The sequence below is a fragment of the Schlesneria paludicola DSM 18645 genome (assembly GCF_000255655.1).
Classification (GTDB): Bacteria; Planctomycetota; Planctomycetia; order Planctomycetales; family Planctomycetaceae; genus Schlesneria; species Schlesneria paludicola.
Map to the genome: position 1 here is coordinate 3,455,023 of NZ_JH636434.1, position 18,978 is coordinate 3,474,000.

An 18,978-nucleotide genomic window follows, 5' to 3' on the forward strand; every position below is an offset into this window, starting at 1 on the left:
CACCTCGACAAAGGGACGGTCATTGCCTTGGTGTTTTTTTGCCTGGCCGCGCCTGCAATCGTGATTTCAACAGGTCGTCTGCGAAGCGGGATCAAGCTCGAACCGGTCGCGGTGCCTCGTCACAACTACTCCTGATCGTGATCGTATATGCAAAAGACATCGACAATCAAAGTCGTTCTGATGGGTTTAGTCGCTCTCGGCATCGCATTCGGTGTTGGCTTGTGGATTGGTCAGACGCGCGAACGGCTGCGTGAATTCGACGAACGATCACGTACGAACACCGCCAGGTTTGAACATCGTCCCGAAAAAATGCCTGGTGTTGAATCGGTCTCAGGCGATTCAGCGCATCTTCGATTGAATCCGAAAGTGATCGAGTCGCTGAAAGTCCGAGTGGCGGCGGTCCGGCGGGCCCCGTTGACTGAACCGCTGGTGCTTACCGGGTCGCTCTTTCTGGACTCGAGCCATCTGGCGGTTGTGCATACGCGGTTTCCTGGCGAGATCGTCGAAGTGGGACAGGTTCCCGAAACCGATGCCCATGGAAACCTCGTAATGACTCAGGGGGTCCCTTCCATGCGTCAACTACGGGCGGGTGACCATGTCACGAAGGGGCAGCTCATCGCCGTCGTGTGGAGCAAAGAAATTGGCGAAACCAAAAGCGATCTCGTGGAAGCCTTGTCTCGCAAAGCAGCCACTAAAGCGACGGTGGAACGTCTCGAAGGGCTCGAAAAGGGCAGCGTTTCGGGCCAAGTCGTTCGAGAGGCACAGCAAAAATATCAGTCCGATGTGATCGCGGTCGAACGTGCCGAGCGAACCCTTCGCTCCTGGCGTGAGACTGACGAGGAAATCAAAGAAGTCTACGCGGAATCCGCGCGAATCGTCAGTGGAGTGACATATGCGGATTCCAAGGTCCGACAAACGTGGGCGAACGTCGAAATCCGCGCTCCCTTGAGCGGCACTGTGATGGAACGCAATGGAACCGTGGGGGAAATTATTGCAATTGGGACGGATCTGTTCACGATCGCCGATCTCAGCCGAATGGGCGTCTTGGCCAATATCTACGAAGAAGATATCCACAAGGTGGCAAACCTGCTTCCGGAGCAACGATCGTGGAGAGTTCGGCTGAAGGCGGAGCCCGAATCGATGCCCATCGAAGGCCGGTTTGAAGTCATCGGTCACGTCGTCGATCCCAGTGTGCACACGGCCGCTGTCGTCGGATGGATCGAAAACCCTGGGCATCGCCTGCGAACAGGGCAATTCATCACGGCGACAGTCGATATTCCTGGCCCCACGGATGCCGTCGTGATCCCCAACTCCGCCGTCATTGATGAGGGCACCAAAGCCACGGTTCTGATTTCTGCCGATGCCAGCATGCGCGATGTCCGGGCACGTAACGTCAATGTGATCCGTCGTGGCCGGGATTTTGCCTTAATCCAACGAACACCGACCAATCGGCCGGACACGTCGGCGTTCGAAGCGCTGCTGGAAGGCGAACTGGTCGTCACATCGGGGAATCTGGAGCTGTATGGCTTTCTGCAAGATCGCCCCGCGGAACTCGGGTCGCGAGCTTCCGCCGAGGTTCGTCACTGATGGCGATGTCGGTCTGATCGGCAGTGCCGGTGCTAGGTGAAATAAACGTCGCGACACGTACTGAGTTTGGCGAATCGGTATTTTCTGCCGTCGGCGGGACGTTCGGTTTGAAGAGATCCTCGCAAAAGGTTGGCAGGCATGATTCGTAACCTGATTCGCTGGGCGCTCGATAATCGCCTGATCGTCATCTTGCTAACGATTGCGCTGATTGGAGTCGGCGGATTTTCGCTGGTTCATCTGAATGTCGAGGCATATCCCGATCCTGCGCCCGCGATCGTCGAGGTGATCAGTCAATACCCAGGGGCCTCGGCCGAAGAGGTCGAACGCGAGGTGACGATTCCTTTGGAAATCGCGCTTGCTGGAATGCCTGGTTTGCACTCGACACGCAGCAAATCGCTGTTTGGACTATCGCATGTCCGAAACCAGTTCGAATATGGAACCGACTTCTTTCGTGCGCGACTGGAAGTCTTAAACCGAATTTACACGGCCACACTTCCACCGAGCGTGACTCCGACACTGGCGAACACGACGCCGACAGGTGAGATCTACCGTTACATTGTCAAAGGCCCCAAGGATGCGCTGGAACACGACCTTTACACATCGGCCGATCTAAAATCGATGCAGGACTGGGTCCTTGAGCGTGAATTCCGGCGCGTTCCCCGCATCGCCGATGTCGTTTCGTTTGGCGGGGCCATGAAACGATACGAGGTTCAACCCGATCCCGAGCGACTTAAGGGGTACGGAATCTCACTGGACCAATTGCAGAAGGCGATCACCGACAGTAACTCAAACGTCGGTGGCGATTTCGTCGTGCAAGGTCCGACCGTCCAGGCCGTGCGAGGACTGGGATTGATCGGGGGTGGACTTGATCCCACTCAAACATATCCCGCAGGGGCCGATCCGGCCGCAGTCGCGCTGCATCTGCGAAAGAACGAAGATCGTCGTCTGCGTGAGATCCGCAGCATCGTGCTCGCTGCGACCAATAATGTGCCGATTCGCCTGGGAGATGTTGTCAGCGGGGGACGCTATTCGTCGGACACTGTGACCGGTGAACGCGGCGTGGTCGTGGGGGCACATCCGTTGCAGGGCCGCGTGGCGGTCAGTCGTCCGCTTGTTGACGACGACGGTGAAGATCGGCTGGACGAGAACGGCGCCCGCATCTGGGAAGATCGCCCCGATGTCGTGCAGGGAATTGTGCTGCTGCGCAAGGGCGAGCAATCGCTTCCAGCTTTGACCGACGTGAAGGCGAAAGTCAAAGACCTGAATTCGAACTCGAGCAAGATGCTGCCTGGGACCATGATCGAAACGATCTACGACCGCACACGGCTGGTTGATCTCACGACGCATACCGTGCGAGAAAACGTCGTTCTCGGGATCGTGCTCGTTTCTTTCATCTTGCTGGTCTTTTTGAACCATTTTCAGAGTGCGATGATTGTCGCGGTGAATATTCCGCTCGCACTGCTGTTTGCCATGTCGGTGCTCTATTTTCGCGGGAAGAGCGCGAACTTGCTGTCGCTGGGGGCAGTCGACTTCGGCATTATCGTCGATTCGTCCGTGATCATGGTCGAAGCGATCTATCGTTCATTGAGTGCGGGTGAAAAAGCGGATCTCAGCCTGAAGGACCGCATTCTGTCCGCATCGGGTGATGTGGAACGTGGACTGTTTTACTCCACGATTATCATGGTCTTCGCCCTGCTACCGCTCTTTACAATGCAGGGGCCCGAAGGTCAGATCTTCGGCCCTATGGCCGATACCTACGCGTTCGCGCTCGGTGGGGCGTTGATCCTCGCCCTCACACTGTCACCCGTGCTCTGCCGCACATTCTTCGCCAATGTGAAACCGGTCAAAGACAACCTGATCGTCCAGGCTCTCAAAGGATTCTACGGCGGGCAATTGAAACTGGCACTGCGGTTCCGCTGGATCAGCCTGGGACTTTTCCTGGTCATGTGCGCCATGACTGCCGTGATCATTCCGTTCCTGGGAGCGGAATTCATGCCAGAACTGGAAGAAGGAAACATCTATGTCCGTGGGACGTTTCCGGTGAACGTGTCACTTGACGAAGTCTCTGACAAGGCCGCTGTGGCTCGTCGGTTGCTCCAAAAACATCCCGAAACACTATTGATCCTGAATCAAATGGGGCGTCCCGACGATGGGACCGATCCCACCGGTTTCTATAACTGCGAGTTCTCGGTGCCGCTGAAAAATCATGACGATTGGCCACGGGTTTTTGCCAATCAAGGATGGCGCCGCTGGATCTATGGTCCCCTTCGATCAAGGTCCAAAGACGAACTTATCGAAGACATGAACCAAGAATTGAATGCCTCGATACCAGGCGTCGATTGGAACTTCTCGCAATATATTCGCGACAACGTGATGGAAACGTTGTCCGGTGTGAAGGGCGAGAACGCCGTCAAGATCTTTGGCCCGGATCTGAACAAGCTCGAAGAAATCGCCGAACAGGTCAAAGCGACCCTGATCAACGTTCGTGGCATCGAGAATGTCGGAATCTTCCGCATCAAGGGACAGGCCAACCTCGAGTTCGCGATCGATCGCAACAAATGTGCCCTGTGGAATGTCAGCGTCGCCAATGTCCAGGATGTGCTCGCAACGGCCGTGGGCGGCAAGTCGCTGACTCAAGTCGTTGAGGGTGAGCGGAAGTTCGATGTGACCCTGCGATGGCCAGAGCGCCTGCGCTACAACGAAGAAACGATCCTGGACATTCCCGTCGAAGTCGTGGGAAATGTGCTTGCGGCCGACGAAGGCAGCGGATCAGACGGCAACTCGGGCAAGATTGACTACGCGGGTGGTCGCCGTACGAATCTCGCCGTTACAGGCAGCCGAGAAAACATGACCTATTCGAACCTGGCGCACGTGCCGCGGCGACGATTGCGCGATCTCGTGACACCGATTGGTGCCAATGGCGAAGCCGATCCTGATGGTGCATTCGTTCGTTCTGGGGCGTCGACGATTTATCGCGAAAAGTCCAGCAGATTGATCGCCGTGAAATTCAGCGTCCGGGGCCGGGACCTTGCCGGGGCCGTTGCGGAAGCTCAGACGAAGACACAAAACTTTTTCGATTCACCGTACAGCGCGGAATGGAGCGGCGAATTCCAAGAAATGCAAGAGGCGGTTCACCGCCTGGTGATTGCCTCGTCGCTGGCACTGGTTCTCATCATCGTTCTGTTGTATCTCGCGCTACGTTCGCTGCTCGATGCCTTCGTTGTCCTCTCGAACGTCGTGGTGATGTCGATGGGTGGTGTCTGGGCACTGTATGCCACGGGCGAGCACTTCAATATTTCAGCCGGTGTGGGTTTCATCTCGGTTCTGGGGGTGGGGATCATGAATGGCTTATTGCTCGTCTCATGGTTCAATAAGTCCCGTTCGCATGGCGTGCCATTGCAAGAAGCATTGATTGACGGCATTGAAAAGCGAATTCGACCACTGACGATGACCGCATTGACCGCGATCTTCGGTTTGCTGCCCGCGGCCGTTTCCACGCAGATTGGTTCAGAAACGCAACGACCACTGGCCATTGTCGTCGTGGGCGGAATGATCACGATCATGCTGATGGTGAATCTGATTCCCGTGCTCTACAGCTTCTATGGCCATCGAGAACCGCCCGAAGGCGGCGGCGTCGGGCATTAAGACTTCGTCACTTTTGACAATGCAGCCGAGTTCAACTCGGACATATATCGGGTGGCGAGTGACGGACAATTGAGACGCGGGAGACCCGGGATTTCGGCAATTCCCGCCAATCCCGGTCATCCTCAGCCTGTCTCGATCCAGGTCACGTTCCTGATCGAGGCAACAACAGAAGAGACTCAAGACGACATCGACATTCAGCCACTGATCACGGGAATTGCTCAAGTTGCAGCAAACCGGCGATGTCGGCCGCGGCGTTCAAGCGGTTTTCGAGCGCCGAGATGTAATCGAGATTGGCTTCGAACACAGTCCGTTGCGTCTGTAACAGTCTCGAGATCTCGAACTGACCTCGGCCATACGCCTTTTGGACCAGTTCGAGCGTTCGCATTGCGTCGGGCAGGATTCCGTTTTCATAGTTTTCAACAGCCTGTTCGGCGACACGGAAGCGCGTCACAGAATCCGCAAGGTGCTTGGTCAGTTCTTGCTGCGACGCCAGCCGACCGGCCATCGATCGCTGCACTGCCGCATGAGCGGCCATGATATTTCCCTGGTTTCGATTCCAGAGTGGCACATCCACGTACAGTCCGACCAGCGCCTGATAGTTGGCCGTCGATTCCTGATATTGCGTACCAGCTTGGACGCTGAGGTTTTGAATCGGTTCGACTTCCGCGCGTCGCAACAACAGCACGGTCCGATTGACATCCAAATTCGCGATCTGAATCACGGGGCTCGTCGTCATCACACGCGCCAGCACTTCGTCATCATTGAAGTCGGGAACTTTTGCCGTCAGTTGTCCATCCACTTCACCGACCATCATGACCGACACACCAATGCTGGCCGCCAATTGTCGTCGTTGGCCCAGTAGAGCAATGTCCGCTCCCTGAAGTGAGGTTTCCGCCTTGCGACGCTCGACCCGCAGCAGCAAGACGTCGGTTTCGCTGACCTGTTCTGCATCGAACAGATTCATACTGGTCTTTTCCGATTGTTTCGAGATCTCCAGCAGCTTTTGCAACAGGGTCTTGCGTCGCTGTGCGGCCAGTGTGGAAAAGAACTCCTGCCGAACGCTCGTCAAAACTTCGAATCGCTTTCGAACACTATCCCATTCTGCCTGATGGGCAGCCTCCAAAGCCGCGGCGCGATCGAGCTTCAGCTTCCCGCCACGAACGACTTCTTGAGTCAATCCGATCGAATACACACCGGTCCGAGTCGGACCGATCACCTGTGGGTTGCCGCTATCAACACGCGGGTTGGGATACAGCCCGGCTTGTACTGCGCTGCCGTGTGCTTCTGAGATGCGGGCATTGTATTCCGTCAGGCGCGGGTGGCTGGCAAGCGCCAGAGCGACGCATTCATCCAAATCGATCCTCGCGCTGACCGCCGCAGCCTCCGAATGATCAGGGGCAGGGGGAATCGGATCGGCAGTTTCCGCCGAACTCGCCATGGAAATTAATCCCGGCAAGCCGATCAGAACGACAAGCGCAATCCAGCGCATTTGACCCATTCCTTGGGAGAGAGAACTTGCAATATGCCGATCTGATCGAGACAGACCTCATGGCGCAGGTCGCCACAGCAATTGCCAAATGGACAGACCATGTCCCTCTGATTTCAATATTCACTACTGGTTTCGGACTTCATCCTGGTGATAGGTGAGTCTCGCGAACAGCCACGAAGGAAAACGGATAACCGACAGAAGCCGCATGATCGATTCACTTGGATGGAACCAGACGATTGTGATCGGACGGTCCAATCACAATCGACTGGGGGTCGACGATGTCAGTTGCAGTTCGTCCATTCGGCAGGCTATGAAGCGTATCCTGTTTGATGACGATCCGTCTCTGGCCGGCGCTGCCATGGCAGATCATTCCGTGATGGCACGGGCCTTCGATGACGGGTATCAATTCGTGCTTCTTGCTGGTTAGTCAATTCTTGGAGGAAGCGGGACATGCCGCGAGTTGATGAGTTCCATGCGAATCCATTCGCCGCACCCGAATCGGACTTGCAACCGGAATTCGAATACCAAAATTCGGGGCCGGTCGAGTATGCGGGATTCTGGGCGCGACTTGTGGCAACGATCGTCGATGGAATCATGATTCAGTGTTGTATGATCGTGCTTGCCACTGTGATTCTCGTGGTCGCGGGAATGACTTCAATCGATCAGGGTCTCGCGACTCTTATCGTACTGCTGATCGGATTCATTTGTGGCTGGTTGTACAACGCGCTGCAGGAATCGTCAGAGGGACGAGCCACTTTGGGAAAGAAGCTCATGGGACTGAAGGTTGTCGATCTGGCAGGAAGGAAGATCAACTTCGCGCGAGCGAGTGGGAGATATTTTGCGAAGACCTTTTCGGCCATCATTCTGATGATTGGATTTCTGATTCAGCCCCTCAATGACAAGAAACAGGCATTGCATGACATGATGGCTGGAACCTTGGTGACTAAGGGCTAAGCGTGACGGAATCAAATGTTCGCCGCCCGAAGCCACTCGACACAGTCATCATGGTGGCCACACCCGAAAACGTGGCCTTCGAGTTTCGGTTGGCGGGGCCCTTTCCGCGTTTCGTCGCGCTCTTCGTCGATCTGGCACTACTTGGTGTCACGCTCGCGATCTTTGCCGTCCTATTGGGTTTATTCGGCGACGCGGGATCTGGATTATTTCTGTTCGCGGCATTCGTCGGATGGTGGGGCTACGGCGCTTTGATGGAAACACTTCTCAATGGGCAGACCCTTGGTAAAAAGGCCCTCGGTATCCGAGTCGTGGCAGATTCGGGATTGGCGATCAACGCCGGACAGGCGCTGCTGCGGAACATCCTTCGTTATGCGGATCTACTGCCGCCGGTGTTTCCAGGCGTTGCATCCATGTTTCTAACTCGCCGATTTCAACGCTTGGGCGATCTGGCAGCAGAAACGATCGTTGTGATCGACGGAGCACGCCTGAGGCCACACCCCCCGCGAGGCGCTCAACTCGCACGCGAATTCCGAGAACGGATTCCAACCCGGTTTCGCCCCGACAGCGCACTCGTGGATGCCCTGGCCGCTTACGTAGGCCGGCGAAACGATCTGTCGACGGCGCGGCGGCGTGAACTGGCCAACACCCTGGCCGAGCATTTCATTCGTGCCTGGAGCTTGCCACCGAATACGGATCCCGATCTGCTCCTGTGTGCCTTGTATGATCGGGCCACGATGGATCACTTCCGGCGCGACGACGACGAGCTACCCGCCTCGGGTGTTGCCGACTATCCAGGCCGAGCTGCAAGAGTCGTATCCGCGGCGAAATCAGAATAGGGACGAGCGTCAATGAAGGCCGCTGAAATCATCACCGCGCGGACACCCGAATGGAAAGAACTTGAAGCGGATATCCGCTGGCTGAGCCGCGGCAGGCGCGCCCGCGATCCGATTCGCGTCGCGCAGTTCGCCAAACGATATCGGGCCGCGTGTGCCGATTTGTCACTGGCCATGTCGATGCGATTTCCGATCAGCACGATTGAGTATCTGCATCAACTGGTGGGTAACGCTCACACGCAGCTATATCGAGCCGAAACGTTTCGCTTGAAACGTTGGGCACGTCGATTCGTGGCGGACATTCCCGCGCGGATTCTGCGTGATCCCTGCACGTGGATTTCGTTCATCCTGTTCTGGGGACTCTTTCTAGGAGCCATGCTGGCCAGCTATGCCAGCGATGATTTCGCCAACGCCATCGCGGGCGAGCAGTCCCTCCAGGACGTCGAAATGATGTACTCGCATCCCATGGAGACAGTAGCGTTCGATAGTTCACGCGCCGGGATGACAGGCTTTTACCTCTTCAACAACGCGGGGATTGGCTTGCGCTGCTTTGCCAGTGGCATCTTCCTGGGGATTGGCAGCCTGGTAACACTCGCGTTTAACGCAGTCCTGCTGGGCACGATCTTTGGACACATGAACCGATCGGCGTCGGCTGAGAATTTCAATACCTTCGTGACGGCACATGGTCCATTCGAACTCACGGCGGTGGTCTTGTCTGCGGCCGCCGGGCTCCGACTAGGCTGGGCCATCATTGATACCCAGGGGCAAAGCCGACGCGAGTCTCTACGCAAGGCGTCACCGGTGGCGTTGGAAGTAGCGGGGGTGGCGACAGTCCTGTTCCTGCTCGCCGCGTACATCGAAGGGTTCATCTCTCCGTCCACACTACCCTACGAGTACAAAGCCGCGGTGGCCATCATCAGTACGTTGGTGCTGGCCGCGTACGTCTTCGGATTGGGATTTCTGCATTCAAGGAGTCAACCTTGAGGCTTGAAGACACCCAACTCGAAATCCGTCCACGTTCGATTCTGGAATGTCTGGATCTGGCCTTCCTGTTTTGCAGTCGCCATTGGCTGGGGTTGCTGCTGGCGGGTGCGGCGGGAATGATTCCTGCCGAGTTTTTCTCCTGGTGGATCGATCCATCGGACGAGTTGAACCTTTATCTTTCGTTGCTGATCGCCACGCTGCTTCAGCCTTGGGCGACCATGTTTGTGACGCTCTATCTGGGCCAGGTGATCTTCTCGCCGACACTGTCGCTACGACGGATCTTGCGCGATGCCGGGCGGGCACTTCCCGCCTATCTTGCGTTTCAACTGTTGCTCAAAGGACTTTGCCTGGCAAGCGTGATCCTTTCACCGATCGTGTTTCTCGGAATGTACTACCTGGACGAAATCATCCTGCTCGAAAAGCCACGTCTTTCACGCATTTGGAAGCGGCGAACTGCGATGAACTCCGGCATCATAGGGCGAATTTTCTCTCTCTGCCTCATCGACACCTTGATTGCCATGGGCGGAGCCCTGATCCTGGCACTGTCGTTTCGTGCCGTCACAGCGTTGTGGGAAGATCACCTGGAGACCTCCTGGTTGACGGACGATGACGAGTTCATCTGGAACTGGCTTCTGACGGACGACTGGCAGGGAATCTTGGCCTCAAACCTGATTCTCATTTTTCTGACGGTCTTTCGATTCATGACGTATCTCGACAACCGGATTCGACGCGAGGGCTGGGATGTGGAACTGAAACTTCGTGCTCAAGCCGAACTCTATCGCGAGCGCGAGGCCACGACATGACCTTGCGAACTCAATTCATCACAACCGTGTTAACCTTGCTGCTCAGTGTCATCGGGTTCGCGACATCCGCGCGTGCGAATGAACCGCCGCCAGATACGGCCAAATCGGCGTTGTCGAAACGGACTTATCCCTGGTACGACGCGAAGAATGACTCGTTCCGACCGCTGCAGCCTCCTCGGGAAATCGACGATCGACAGCCTTCAAAAGACAACTCGTACCTGTCATTCGGTCAATCGGCCGGACCGATTCTGCTTGTGGTGATGTGGATCATCCTGGGCGTAGCAATTCTCTCGGTGCTGGTATTGATCGCGCGATCGATGGGCGTTATCGATCCGCAGATTCATAACGACCGTCGCCCCGACGAGCCTGTCGTGGATCTTGAGACACTCGACGCGTTGCCAGAACCGGTCCGGGGCGTCAGCGACTTGCTGAGCACAGCGGAACGCCTTGCCGCACAGGAGGCCTTCGCCGAAGCGATCACCTTTTACTTCGGTTGGCAGCTCGTTCAACTGGACCGCCAGCAATGGATTGAAGTGCAGAAGGGAAAAACAAATCGACAGTACCGCCGGGAAGTCAGCCTGACGAAACCCGAATTGAATGAGGTCTTCGGTGCCTCGATCCGGCTGTTCGAAGAGACATTTTTCGGAAAGCTGCCTGTTTCACGAGACGCGTTTGAGCAGGTCTGGGCCGACCGAGACAAGTTTCAGGCGAACTCCAGGAAGGGCCGCTAATGTCGTCATACGATCGACAAGGCAATAGGCGGCTCGCAACCGCACTCCTCTGGTCAAGCATGCTGGTTGTTGGATGCGCACCGACGCTGGAATCGCGCTATGCCGATTCACGCGGAGCCAGCATCAATGGTGTCTCCGCATTTGTCGAGATCCTGCGGCAGTCGGGCCGCAATGTCGATGTCTGGCCAGCAATCTCGGCTCGGATGCAGTACCGCTATCAGACGTTGATCGTCTTTGACTCGAAATTTGATCCGCTGCCAGCCAGACTCTGCCGGGACCTCGAAGAAATGATCATCGACGGGACGCTAACGACACTTGTGGTCGTCGTCCGCGACAGTGATGCGGCCGTAGACTACTGGCGGCAAATGCGCGATCGATCGGACTCATCGGAAAAGGATCGCGAAGCCGCAGACAAATCGTTCCGGTCCGAGTTAGCGTTATTCCAAGCGGCCGCTCGGCCAGAGTTCGATTCTGATTCGGGAACATGGTACGGCTTGAAGCGCGTTGACCGATCAACTGACTCCACGGTTCGAACAATCGAGTGTGCATCATCCGAGGGCCCATTTTCAGTTGAGGCCCGCTGGCTGCTCAATCGTCGGCTGGAACCGCGAAGCACTGCGGAACTGTTTTGGAAGTCGGGTGACGATCCCTTGTTGACGTATGAAGTTCACGAGGCCTATGACGTCTTCGTTTTGGGTTCAGCCACGCCGCTGCTCAATGGTGGGTTGGTCGATCCCGGAAATCGTCGGCTGGCAGCCGAGTTCACAAAGTTCATTCCCGAGACAGGACGCGTCGCAGTCGCCCTGTCGAGCCGCTGGCACGACAGTGACGAAACAGAAAGTCCCAGCATTCTCCAATTTTTGAAGGTGCATCCGAATGGCTGGGTCTTCGGACAAGGAATTCTGGCCATGTTGCTATTCTGCTGGTCTCGATATCCAATTTTTGGACGCCCCCGAGAATCGATCTCGGTCGAGACCGCACGATTCGGACGCCATGTCGAGGCACTGGGAAATCTGCTGCGTCGTACACGAAATACGAACTACGCGCGACAGCGCATTCGAGATTGGCTTGGTCCGCAATCCAATTCCCCCAACTCTCCTTCAAAGCCCAACTAAACATTTAAGATCAAGGTATTCATAGTGGAACAGCGTGCGGAACTGATCGAAGTCCGTGACACAATCGAGTCGGTCTTGGCAGAAGTTGGAAAGGTGTACGTCGGGCAAGGCGATTTCGTCCGATTGACGCTAATCGCCTTGGTCGCCGGCGGGCATGTGCTGATTGAAAGCGTGCCGGGACTGGGAAAGACTTTGCTCGTCCGCCTGCTGGGACAGATCCTCGGATGTCAGTTCGGTCGAATTCAGTTCACTGCCGACCTGATGCCCTCGGACATCACCGGCCAGCCCGTGTTCGACACTCGAACTCAGGATTTTCGCTTCCGCCAGGGACCCGTGTTCACGCAAATTCTCCTGGCCGATGAAATCAATCGCTCGCCAGCAAAAACGCATGCCGCTCTCCTTGAGATCATGCAAGAGCGATGCGTGACGGTCGATGGCGTGACCTATCCACTGACGCCTCCCTTTCTGGTTTTGGCCACGCAGAATCCGGTGGAGTCCGAAGGGACATACAATCTGCCCGAAGCCCAGCTCGATCGCTTTATGTTCAAGTTGGTCGTGGACTATCCCGCTCCGAAAGAGGAAGAAGACATTCTGAAACTGCATTGCCGCAAGGACTTTCTTGAAAAGCCTGTCGATCAACAGGTTTCGGCATTGCTTGATGCAGCTCGAATTGGACAGATTCAAACGCTGTGTCAGGACGTTTTGGTGAATGAAAAGATCATCACCTACATCAGCAACATCGTCCGCAAGACGCGCGACTGGTCGCCGTTCTACCTGGGAGCCAGTCCGCGCGCCGGGATCGCAATCTTGAATGCCTGTCGCGTTCAAGCCGCCTTCGCGGGGCGGTCCTACGTGATTCCTGATGACGTGATCGATCTGGCGGTCCCCGCTCTCAGGCACCGTGTCATCCTGTCGCCCGAAGCCGAAGTCGAAGGAGAAACGACCGATCATTCGTTGTTGTCGATGCTCAAAACCATTGAAGTCCCACGACTATGATTGCTCCTGCACGACCATTGTGCGTCATCATGGGCGGCGTTGCTGTCCTGACACTGGCACTCTACGCCTTCCCCAGCGGGTGGCCGATCTTCGTGATGCTGAATCTAAGCATCGCAACGCTGGCCGCGTGGGACTTACTTACGCTGCCGACACGGCGCGAACTCTCCGCGCGTCGAACGCTTGGACATGTGGCGACGCGCGGAGAGACGCATCCGATCTTCCTGACCATCGAGAATCGGTCTCGTCGCCCGTTCGTGGGGCTCGTACGCGACGATCAACCGCCCGGACTGACTGGCGACCAGAATGAGTTTCCGATCCAGATCCCTTCGCAGTCGCGCGCGGCGGTGCACTACACCTTGATTCCGCGGCATCGCGGCCGATTCGAACTGGTACATGTGTCACTGAAGACAGACAGCCGCTGGATGCTATGGCAACGATACTTTCGCCTGCCCTGTCGCGACGCGCTGCGTGTGTACCCCGCGTTGAAGCAGATTCGGCGATACGCGATGTATGCGCGGCTCAACCGGACGTCAATGTTGGGCGTGCGACGACAACGACGAATCGGAACCGACAATGAATTTGAGCGACTGCGCGACTACACGCCCGATGACCAGTTCCGCGTGATCGACTGGCGCGCGACAGGTCGCCGATTGAAGTTGACCGTCCGTGATTTCCAGATGAATCAAAGCCAGCGAGTCGTCTTCATGATCGACTGCGGTCGCATGATGGTTAATCAGTTCGATGGCCAGTCACTGCTGGATGCCGCGTTCGATGCCGCGTTAACACTCGGCTACGTCACGCTGGCGCAAAACGATCAGGTGGGGTTACTCTGCTTTTCAGATCGCGTGCTGAGATGGCTGCCACCCCAAAGTGGTCGTCGACAACTCAATCGCATGGTTCACGCCGTTCACGACATCGCGCCGGCCCTGGTCGAAAGCCGGTTCGACGAAGCGTTCTTGCACCTGCATCGAAACTGTCGCAAACGGACGCTGGTCGTCCTGATCACAAACGTGATCGACGATCAGAACGCCCGACGAATGAAGGCCCACGTCGCCACCCTGGTCGGACGCCACCTGCCACTGACGGTCCTCCTTCGAGATCACGAACTGTTTGATCCTCTGCAAGGAGTCGACCCCGAGGCCGATACAATCAAACAGGACAAAGGCGTTTTGTACCGCGCGGCCGCTGCAGCAGATATTCTCTGCTGGCGACGTCAGGTCCTGTCGGACCTGCAACGCTCCGGCGCACTGACTCTCGACTGCTTCCCGGAAGGGCTGACCGCTCCTCTGATCACCGAATACATGCGGATCAAAGGACGCCATCTTTTGTGATGATTGCATCATTCGGATGCCGAATTCGCAAGGCACGGTCAACTGTTCAGAACACGAATCAAGTCGAGGATGGCAATTTGTGAATTGGGTCTACATTCCCGACGGGAGCCACAGGATGATCGTCTCGAAGTTGGTTCGCGGCACGCGCTAAGTTTCGAAGCATCCCAGCGAAGACAAATTGATGGAGCGGATAAATTCCGTACCAATACAGCAGTCCACCAACTCCACACGGATCGAAGATGGCTGTTTGACGAATTGTGCTAACGTGCTCTCCGGGTACGATCTCGAATTCCAACCAGGCACGTCCTGGCAGTTTCATTTCGGCTCGAAGTCTTAGCCGGCGAGGTGGCTCATAGGCCTCGACACGCCAAAAATCGAGAGCGTCTCCCACGCGTAAGGTGTCAGGACTCCGTCGGCCTCGTCGCACGCCGACTCCGCCAACGATCAAGTCCAAGAATCCGCGAAGTGACCAAAGCCAATTGCCGTAGTACCAGCCTGTTCGTCCACCAATCCGGCGAATCGGCGTAAAGGCCTGTTCGGGGGAAACGGCGACCTCCACCGTCCGCGAGTCGACAAGTCGTGAACCAAACCGGTCGCCACCCCAAGCCTGGTTACGCCCGGCCGATGAGAGCGCATCGGACCAACGTGTTTCTGCGAACTCTCGATCCTCGTTGAGCAAGGCCCGGGCGATCGCATCACGGACAGACCGGGGTCGTACCGAAAACACAGATCGGGCGAGGTTGTTTGAGACCAGAGTAGGATTACGCAGACTTTCCACCAACTTTCGTCCGACGCGCGCATACAGTGGCGTGACCAGTCCAAGCCATAAACTGGAAAGGTAGGGGGTTAAAAAGGGCACCGGGATCATCCAACGCGACAGACCACGCTGGGATGCGTATTCGTGCATGATTTGACCATAGGAAACATGATCGGGCCCGCCAATTTCGTAAACTTGGGAAGTGGTGGCGGGCAGGTCCAATGCGGCGCGAAGGTACTCCAGCAGGTCTTCAATTGCGATCGGCTGGGCTTTGACTTGGACCCAACGGGGACAGATCATGATCGGAAGTCGTTCGACAAGTGCCCGGATCATTTCGAACGAGAGACTGCCCGATCCGATCACGATCGACGCTCGAAATTCGATCACCTGTGAATGATGAGCCCTTAAGATATCGCCCGTTTCCTGTCGGCTGCGAAGATGTTTCGACAGGCGTTCATCGGGATTACCCAAGCCGCCCAGAAAAATGATCCGTTGAACACGCGCCTCTGTTGCGGCTTTCGCAAAGTTCGCGGCAGCGATTCGATCCTGTTCCTCGAAATCGAAGTCAGCGCCCATCGAATGAACAAGGTAGTAAGCCGTGTGGACTCCTTGAAATGCCCCAGTCAGTGATTGCGGGTCAAAGACATCACCTTGCACAACCTCGGTAGAGGCCGCGACAAGATGACTCAACGCGTCGGGACGTCGCGACAGGCAACGCACGGCCAGACCATCACGTTGCAGCCGTGTCAGCAGCCGCCCGCCGATGTAACCCGTGGCACCGGTCAACAAAATTAACCCTTCCATCGACGTCCTCAAATCAATTGCCCTCTCTTTGCCCCTCTGGCGAGAATTTCTGACGATCCAATCAGGTGATCGCATCCGTTCGAACACAAACGACATCGTACGAATCGTTCGACTCAGTCAGTTCAACTAAAATCCGAGAATTACGGATCGGATTAACTCGATTTTTCACGCATCGCCAGAAAGCCGTGGATTGATTCGATGATCTCCACTCCAAAAGCAAATTAACCTCGACGTGGATTACCACAGCCACCCCCCGACAGATGACAGATCGAGAATCTCCCTTTCGCATTTGTGCCACCGTGGCGAATTACACAACGATCAATTTGCACAAGATCGAAACGCGGCGAATATTCAGGGAGCAGTTTCGATTGCGACCAGCTTTACTGGCTCAATTTGACCAGCAAGGCGACGTGTTGTTGGCTTTTTGCAATTCGATAAGGACGTCCCCGTGGTTGCGCCGCTTACCGCTGAAGTTGATGATCTTTTTCTGCCGCCGCAGGCCCTGATTTCTCAGCTCAAGTCGCGAGCCACTGAGCTACAAATGTTGCCTTCCATCGCGATCGAAGCGATGCAGTTGGCGAAAAAACCGGATTGCTCGATCTCTTCATATTCGTCAGTCGTCGAACGTGATGTGAAGCTGATGACCGACATGTTGAAGCTCGCGAATAGTGCGATGTACTGCCCCACCACTCCGATTGTCAGTCTCCATCAGGCTGTTCTTCGATTGGGATTGGTGGAATGTCAGAATTTGATTTTGACCGCCAGTGCCACGAGCATGATGAAGAGAATTTCGCTGGGGCAGAAGGTGATTCGTGAAGTTCTGGCACGACATGGTTTCACGACGGCACTTTTGGCCCTGCAGCTCAACCACACTTTTCGCTTTGGATTTCTCGGCGAAGAGTTTACAGCGGGTTTGATTCATGATTTTGGTCGCACATTACTGGCCATTGCCGAGCCCGATCTGTTCATCAAAATTGATCCGCTGGAATTCGACGAAACGCCCGACCTGTTGAGTCAGGAGCGGGTTTTGATTGGAACCGATCATTGCCGTTTCGGCGCCTACTATGCCATTCATCAACAACTGCCCGAGTCTCTGCAGGAAGTGATTCTGTTTCACCATCAACCAGAACTGTCGAGGGGGAATCAGAAGCTGACCGCACTCGTGGCGGTGGCCGATCACATGGCGAATCACCTGCAACGGTATGATGGATGTGAGAATTACGATCCCTCCAGCAATCCGTTTCTGCCAACTCTGGCGAAGTATGCGGACAGTCGATTTCCACAGAAGTTTATCGAAATGGCAGGGGCTGTCATGACGCGAGCTCATAACGACGCCGAAGGGATGTCCAAAAGTTGAATGCGACCAGTCGGTCTGAAGATATCGTGTATTCGACGGTGATCGTCGGGGCCGATTTCAACTCAGAGAATCGACTAACCTGTGCAAAGTTCCTCGCGAACCGTTCCATCACCGGCGATCGGCAGCGGGCGCCCTAGGTGATCATGGACCATCGTGTGCGGGTCAATCCCCAGCAGGTGAAAGGCCGTTGCAAGAATATCCTTGGGCGATATTGGGTTATCTTTGACGTCCCCGCCAATCCGGTCTGTACTGCCAATCAGGCCGCCGCGCGGTGTACCGCCCCCCGCCATCATGATCGAATAGGCTCGTGACCAGTGATGTCGTCCCGCCCCCATCGGCTTCGAGTCGATTTGCGGAGTACGCCCATGTTCGCTCATCCACAAAACCAGTGTCTCATCGAGCAGACCACGCTCGTCCAGATCAAGAATCAGCCCACTGAGCGCGAGATCCGCACCCGGCAGCAGAAACTCTTTCAGCCGTGGAAAATGATTCGCATGCGTATCCCAGGCGGAACCGGCGAAGATCTCGTACGAGTCCCAGAACACCGTGACGAACTTGCTGCCAGCCTCGACCAGTCGTCGTGCCGCCAGACACGATTGCCCGAATAGCGTCATGCCGTAGCGGGCGCGAAGGGATTCCGTTTCGCGGCTGATGTCGAGCGCATCACGCAGCTTCGTGGACGTCAGAAGGGAGAACGCCTTGTCCTGATACTTGTTGAATGTCCGCCCTCGTGCATCGGCGTCAAGGTTCACCCGTGCTCGATCGAACTGTTCGAGCAGCGAGCGGCGATGGTGCAGGCGATTCAGCGTCATCTGCTGCGGCAGTTGGCCTGTTGAAGGGAGCACAAATTTGCCCGAAGCCGTCACACCTCCAAAGGGGTCATGCACCAGCTTGGTCTGCGCATCGCTCAGCTTCGGAACAACATGAGTTCCCTGTCCTTCGAAATCGACCCAGAACGGATCGTGCGCCTGGCCCAGAAACGCCGCGTAAGGCCCCGCGAGCGGTACCAGGTCGGATTTCGCGCCCAACATCCAGGGCATACCAATATTTCGAGGTGTCGCGCCGTCGGTTCGATTTCCGCGTCGCTCTTCGATGTAGTCCACCACCGACCCGATAAACGGCCAGTGTAAAGGGTCACGCGGTCGAGTCTCAAGCGAAGGATCGTACGTCGGCATACCAGTCGTCGCATACGCGACACCATGCACCGGATAGGGGTGCGTCATCGAGCGAACGACCGTCACGCGGTCCATCACCTGTGCCATTCGAGGCAGGTATTCGCAGATATCCAGACCCGGCACGTTGCTCGAAATCGCCTTCATCTCGCCCTGGATCTCGACCGGTGCCTCCGGCTTGGGATCGAAGGTTTCGTGCTGAGGTGGCGAGCCATATGGAAACAGCAAAATGCACGACTTCGCCTTGCCGAAATTCCCACTGACGACCGGTTTCGGTGCCGCCTGGACCGCCTGCAATCGCAGCGAATCGGCCAGACTCAATCCCAACGCGCCGAGCCCTCCCACATGCAACAGATCGCGACGAGATAGTCCATCACAGAACGTTTTGCGTGAGCCCAAGATCCGAAGCATGCCTTACCT

General features: G+C 56.2%; 15 protein-coding genes. 12 read left to right on the top strand and 3 right to left on the bottom strand.

Going from position 1 to position 18,978, the window contains the following annotated elements:
* Window positions 1–147 precede the first annotated feature (147 nt).
* Both OSO_RS0116865 and OSO_RS0116875 read left to right on the top strand, forming a co-directional pair.
* Window positions 148–1,587 (top strand): efflux RND transporter periplasmic adaptor subunit, encoded by a 1,440-nt coding sequence (locus tag OSO_RS0116865; protein ID WP_010584404.1) that lies wholly within the window; start codon window positions 148–150, stop codon window positions 1,585–1,587.
* A gap of 138 nt (window positions 1,588–1,725) precedes the next feature.
* Window positions 1,726–5,232 carry an efflux RND transporter permease subunit gene (locus OSO_RS0116875; RefSeq protein WP_010584405.1) on the top strand — a complete coding sequence of 1,169 codons (3,507 nt, stop codon included), beginning with the start codon at window positions 1,726–1,728 and terminating at the stop codon, window positions 5,230–5,232.
* A gap of 205 nt (window positions 5,233–5,437) precedes the next feature.
* Here OSO_RS0116875 and OSO_RS0116880 read toward each other — a convergent pair whose 3' ends face one another.
* Window positions 5,438–6,721: a TolC family protein gene (locus OSO_RS0116880; RefSeq protein ID WP_010584406.1), complete on the bottom strand. Its 1,284-nt coding sequence runs from the start codon at window positions 6,719–6,721 to the stop codon at window positions 5,438–5,440.
* Window positions 6,722–6,926: 205 nt separating this feature from the next.
* Between OSO_RS0116880 and OSO_RS0116890 the strand changes: the two genes are divergently transcribed.
* Genes OSO_RS0116890 through OSO_RS0116930 form a run of 9 tightly spaced genes read left to right on the top strand, consistent with a single transcriptional unit; the run spans window position 6,927 to window position 14,468 of the window.
* Complete coding sequence (locus OSO_RS0116890) at window positions 6,927–7,148, top strand: hypothetical protein (RefSeq protein WP_010584407.1); 222 nt, start codon at window positions 6,927–6,929, stop codon at window positions 7,146–7,148.
* Between the two features lie 23 nt (window positions 7,149–7,171).
* Window positions 7,172–7,675: an RDD family protein gene (locus OSO_RS0116895; RefSeq protein WP_010584408.1), complete on the top strand. Its 504-nt coding sequence runs from the start codon at window positions 7,172–7,174 to the stop codon at window positions 7,673–7,675.
* A gap of 2 nt (window positions 7,676–7,677) precedes the next feature.
* The gene (locus OSO_RS48130) at window positions 7,678–8,511 is read left to right on the top strand and encodes an RDD family protein (RefSeq protein ID WP_010584409.1); all 834 of its coding nucleotides are present in this window, start codon (window positions 7,678–7,680) and stop codon (window positions 8,509–8,511) included.
* Between the two features lie 12 nt (window positions 8,512–8,523).
* On the top strand, window positions 8,524–9,492 hold the full coding sequence (locus OSO_RS43875) for a stage II sporulation protein M (protein WP_010584410.1): 969 nt from the start codon (window positions 8,524–8,526) through the stop codon (window positions 9,490–9,492).
* Window positions 9,489–10,295, top strand: coding sequence for a hypothetical protein (locus tag OSO_RS0116910; protein ID WP_010584411.1), 807 nt, complete (start codon window positions 9,489–9,491; stop codon window positions 10,293–10,295). The genes OSO_RS43875 and OSO_RS0116910 overlap by 4 nt, the downstream gene beginning before the upstream one ends.
* On the top strand, window positions 10,292–11,026 hold the full coding sequence (locus OSO_RS0116915) for a DUF4129 domain-containing protein (RefSeq protein WP_010584412.1): 735 nt from the start codon (window positions 10,292–10,294) through the stop codon (window positions 11,024–11,026). The genes OSO_RS0116910 and OSO_RS0116915 overlap by 4 nt, the downstream gene beginning before the upstream one ends.
* Window positions 11,026–12,141, top strand: a complete 1,116-nt coding sequence (locus tag OSO_RS0116920) for a DUF4350 domain-containing protein (RefSeq protein WP_010584413.1) — start codon at window positions 11,026–11,028, stop codon at window positions 12,139–12,141. Before OSO_RS0116915 ends, OSO_RS0116920 begins: the two co-directional genes overlap by 1 nt.
* Window positions 12,142–12,165: 24 nt before the next feature.
* Entirely contained in the window at window positions 12,166–13,137 is a 972-nt protein-coding gene (locus OSO_RS0116925) for an AAA family ATPase (protein ID WP_010584414.1), read from the top strand.
* Window positions 13,134–14,468, top strand: coding sequence for a DUF58 domain-containing protein (locus tag OSO_RS0116930; protein WP_010584415.1), 1,335 nt, complete (start codon window positions 13,134–13,136; stop codon window positions 14,466–14,468). The genes OSO_RS0116925 and OSO_RS0116930 overlap by 4 nt, the downstream gene beginning before the upstream one ends.
* Before the next feature lie 58 nt (window positions 14,469–14,526).
* On the opposite strand, the gene OSO_RS0116935 is transcribed toward OSO_RS0116930, so the two are convergent.
* A complete protein-coding gene (locus tag OSO_RS0116935; protein ID WP_040591712.1) occupies window positions 14,527–16,029 on the bottom strand; it encodes an SDR family oxidoreductase in 1,503 nt (500 codons plus the stop codon).
* 448 nt (window positions 16,030–16,477) lie between these two features.
* Here OSO_RS0116935 and OSO_RS0116940 point away from each other — a divergent pair, with 448 nt between their 5' ends.
* A complete protein-coding gene (locus tag OSO_RS0116940; RefSeq protein WP_010584417.1) occupies window positions 16,478–17,386 on the top strand; it encodes an HDOD domain-containing protein in 909 nt (302 codons plus the stop codon).
* A gap of 74 nt (window positions 17,387–17,460) precedes the next feature.
* Here OSO_RS0116940 and OSO_RS0116945 read toward each other — a convergent pair whose 3' ends face one another.
* Window positions 17,461–18,969, bottom strand: a complete 1,509-nt coding sequence (locus OSO_RS0116945; RefSeq protein ID WP_010584418.1) for a DUF1501 domain-containing protein — start codon at window positions 18,967–18,969, stop codon at window positions 17,461–17,463.
* Between the last annotated feature and the right edge of the window lie 9 nt (window positions 18,970–18,978).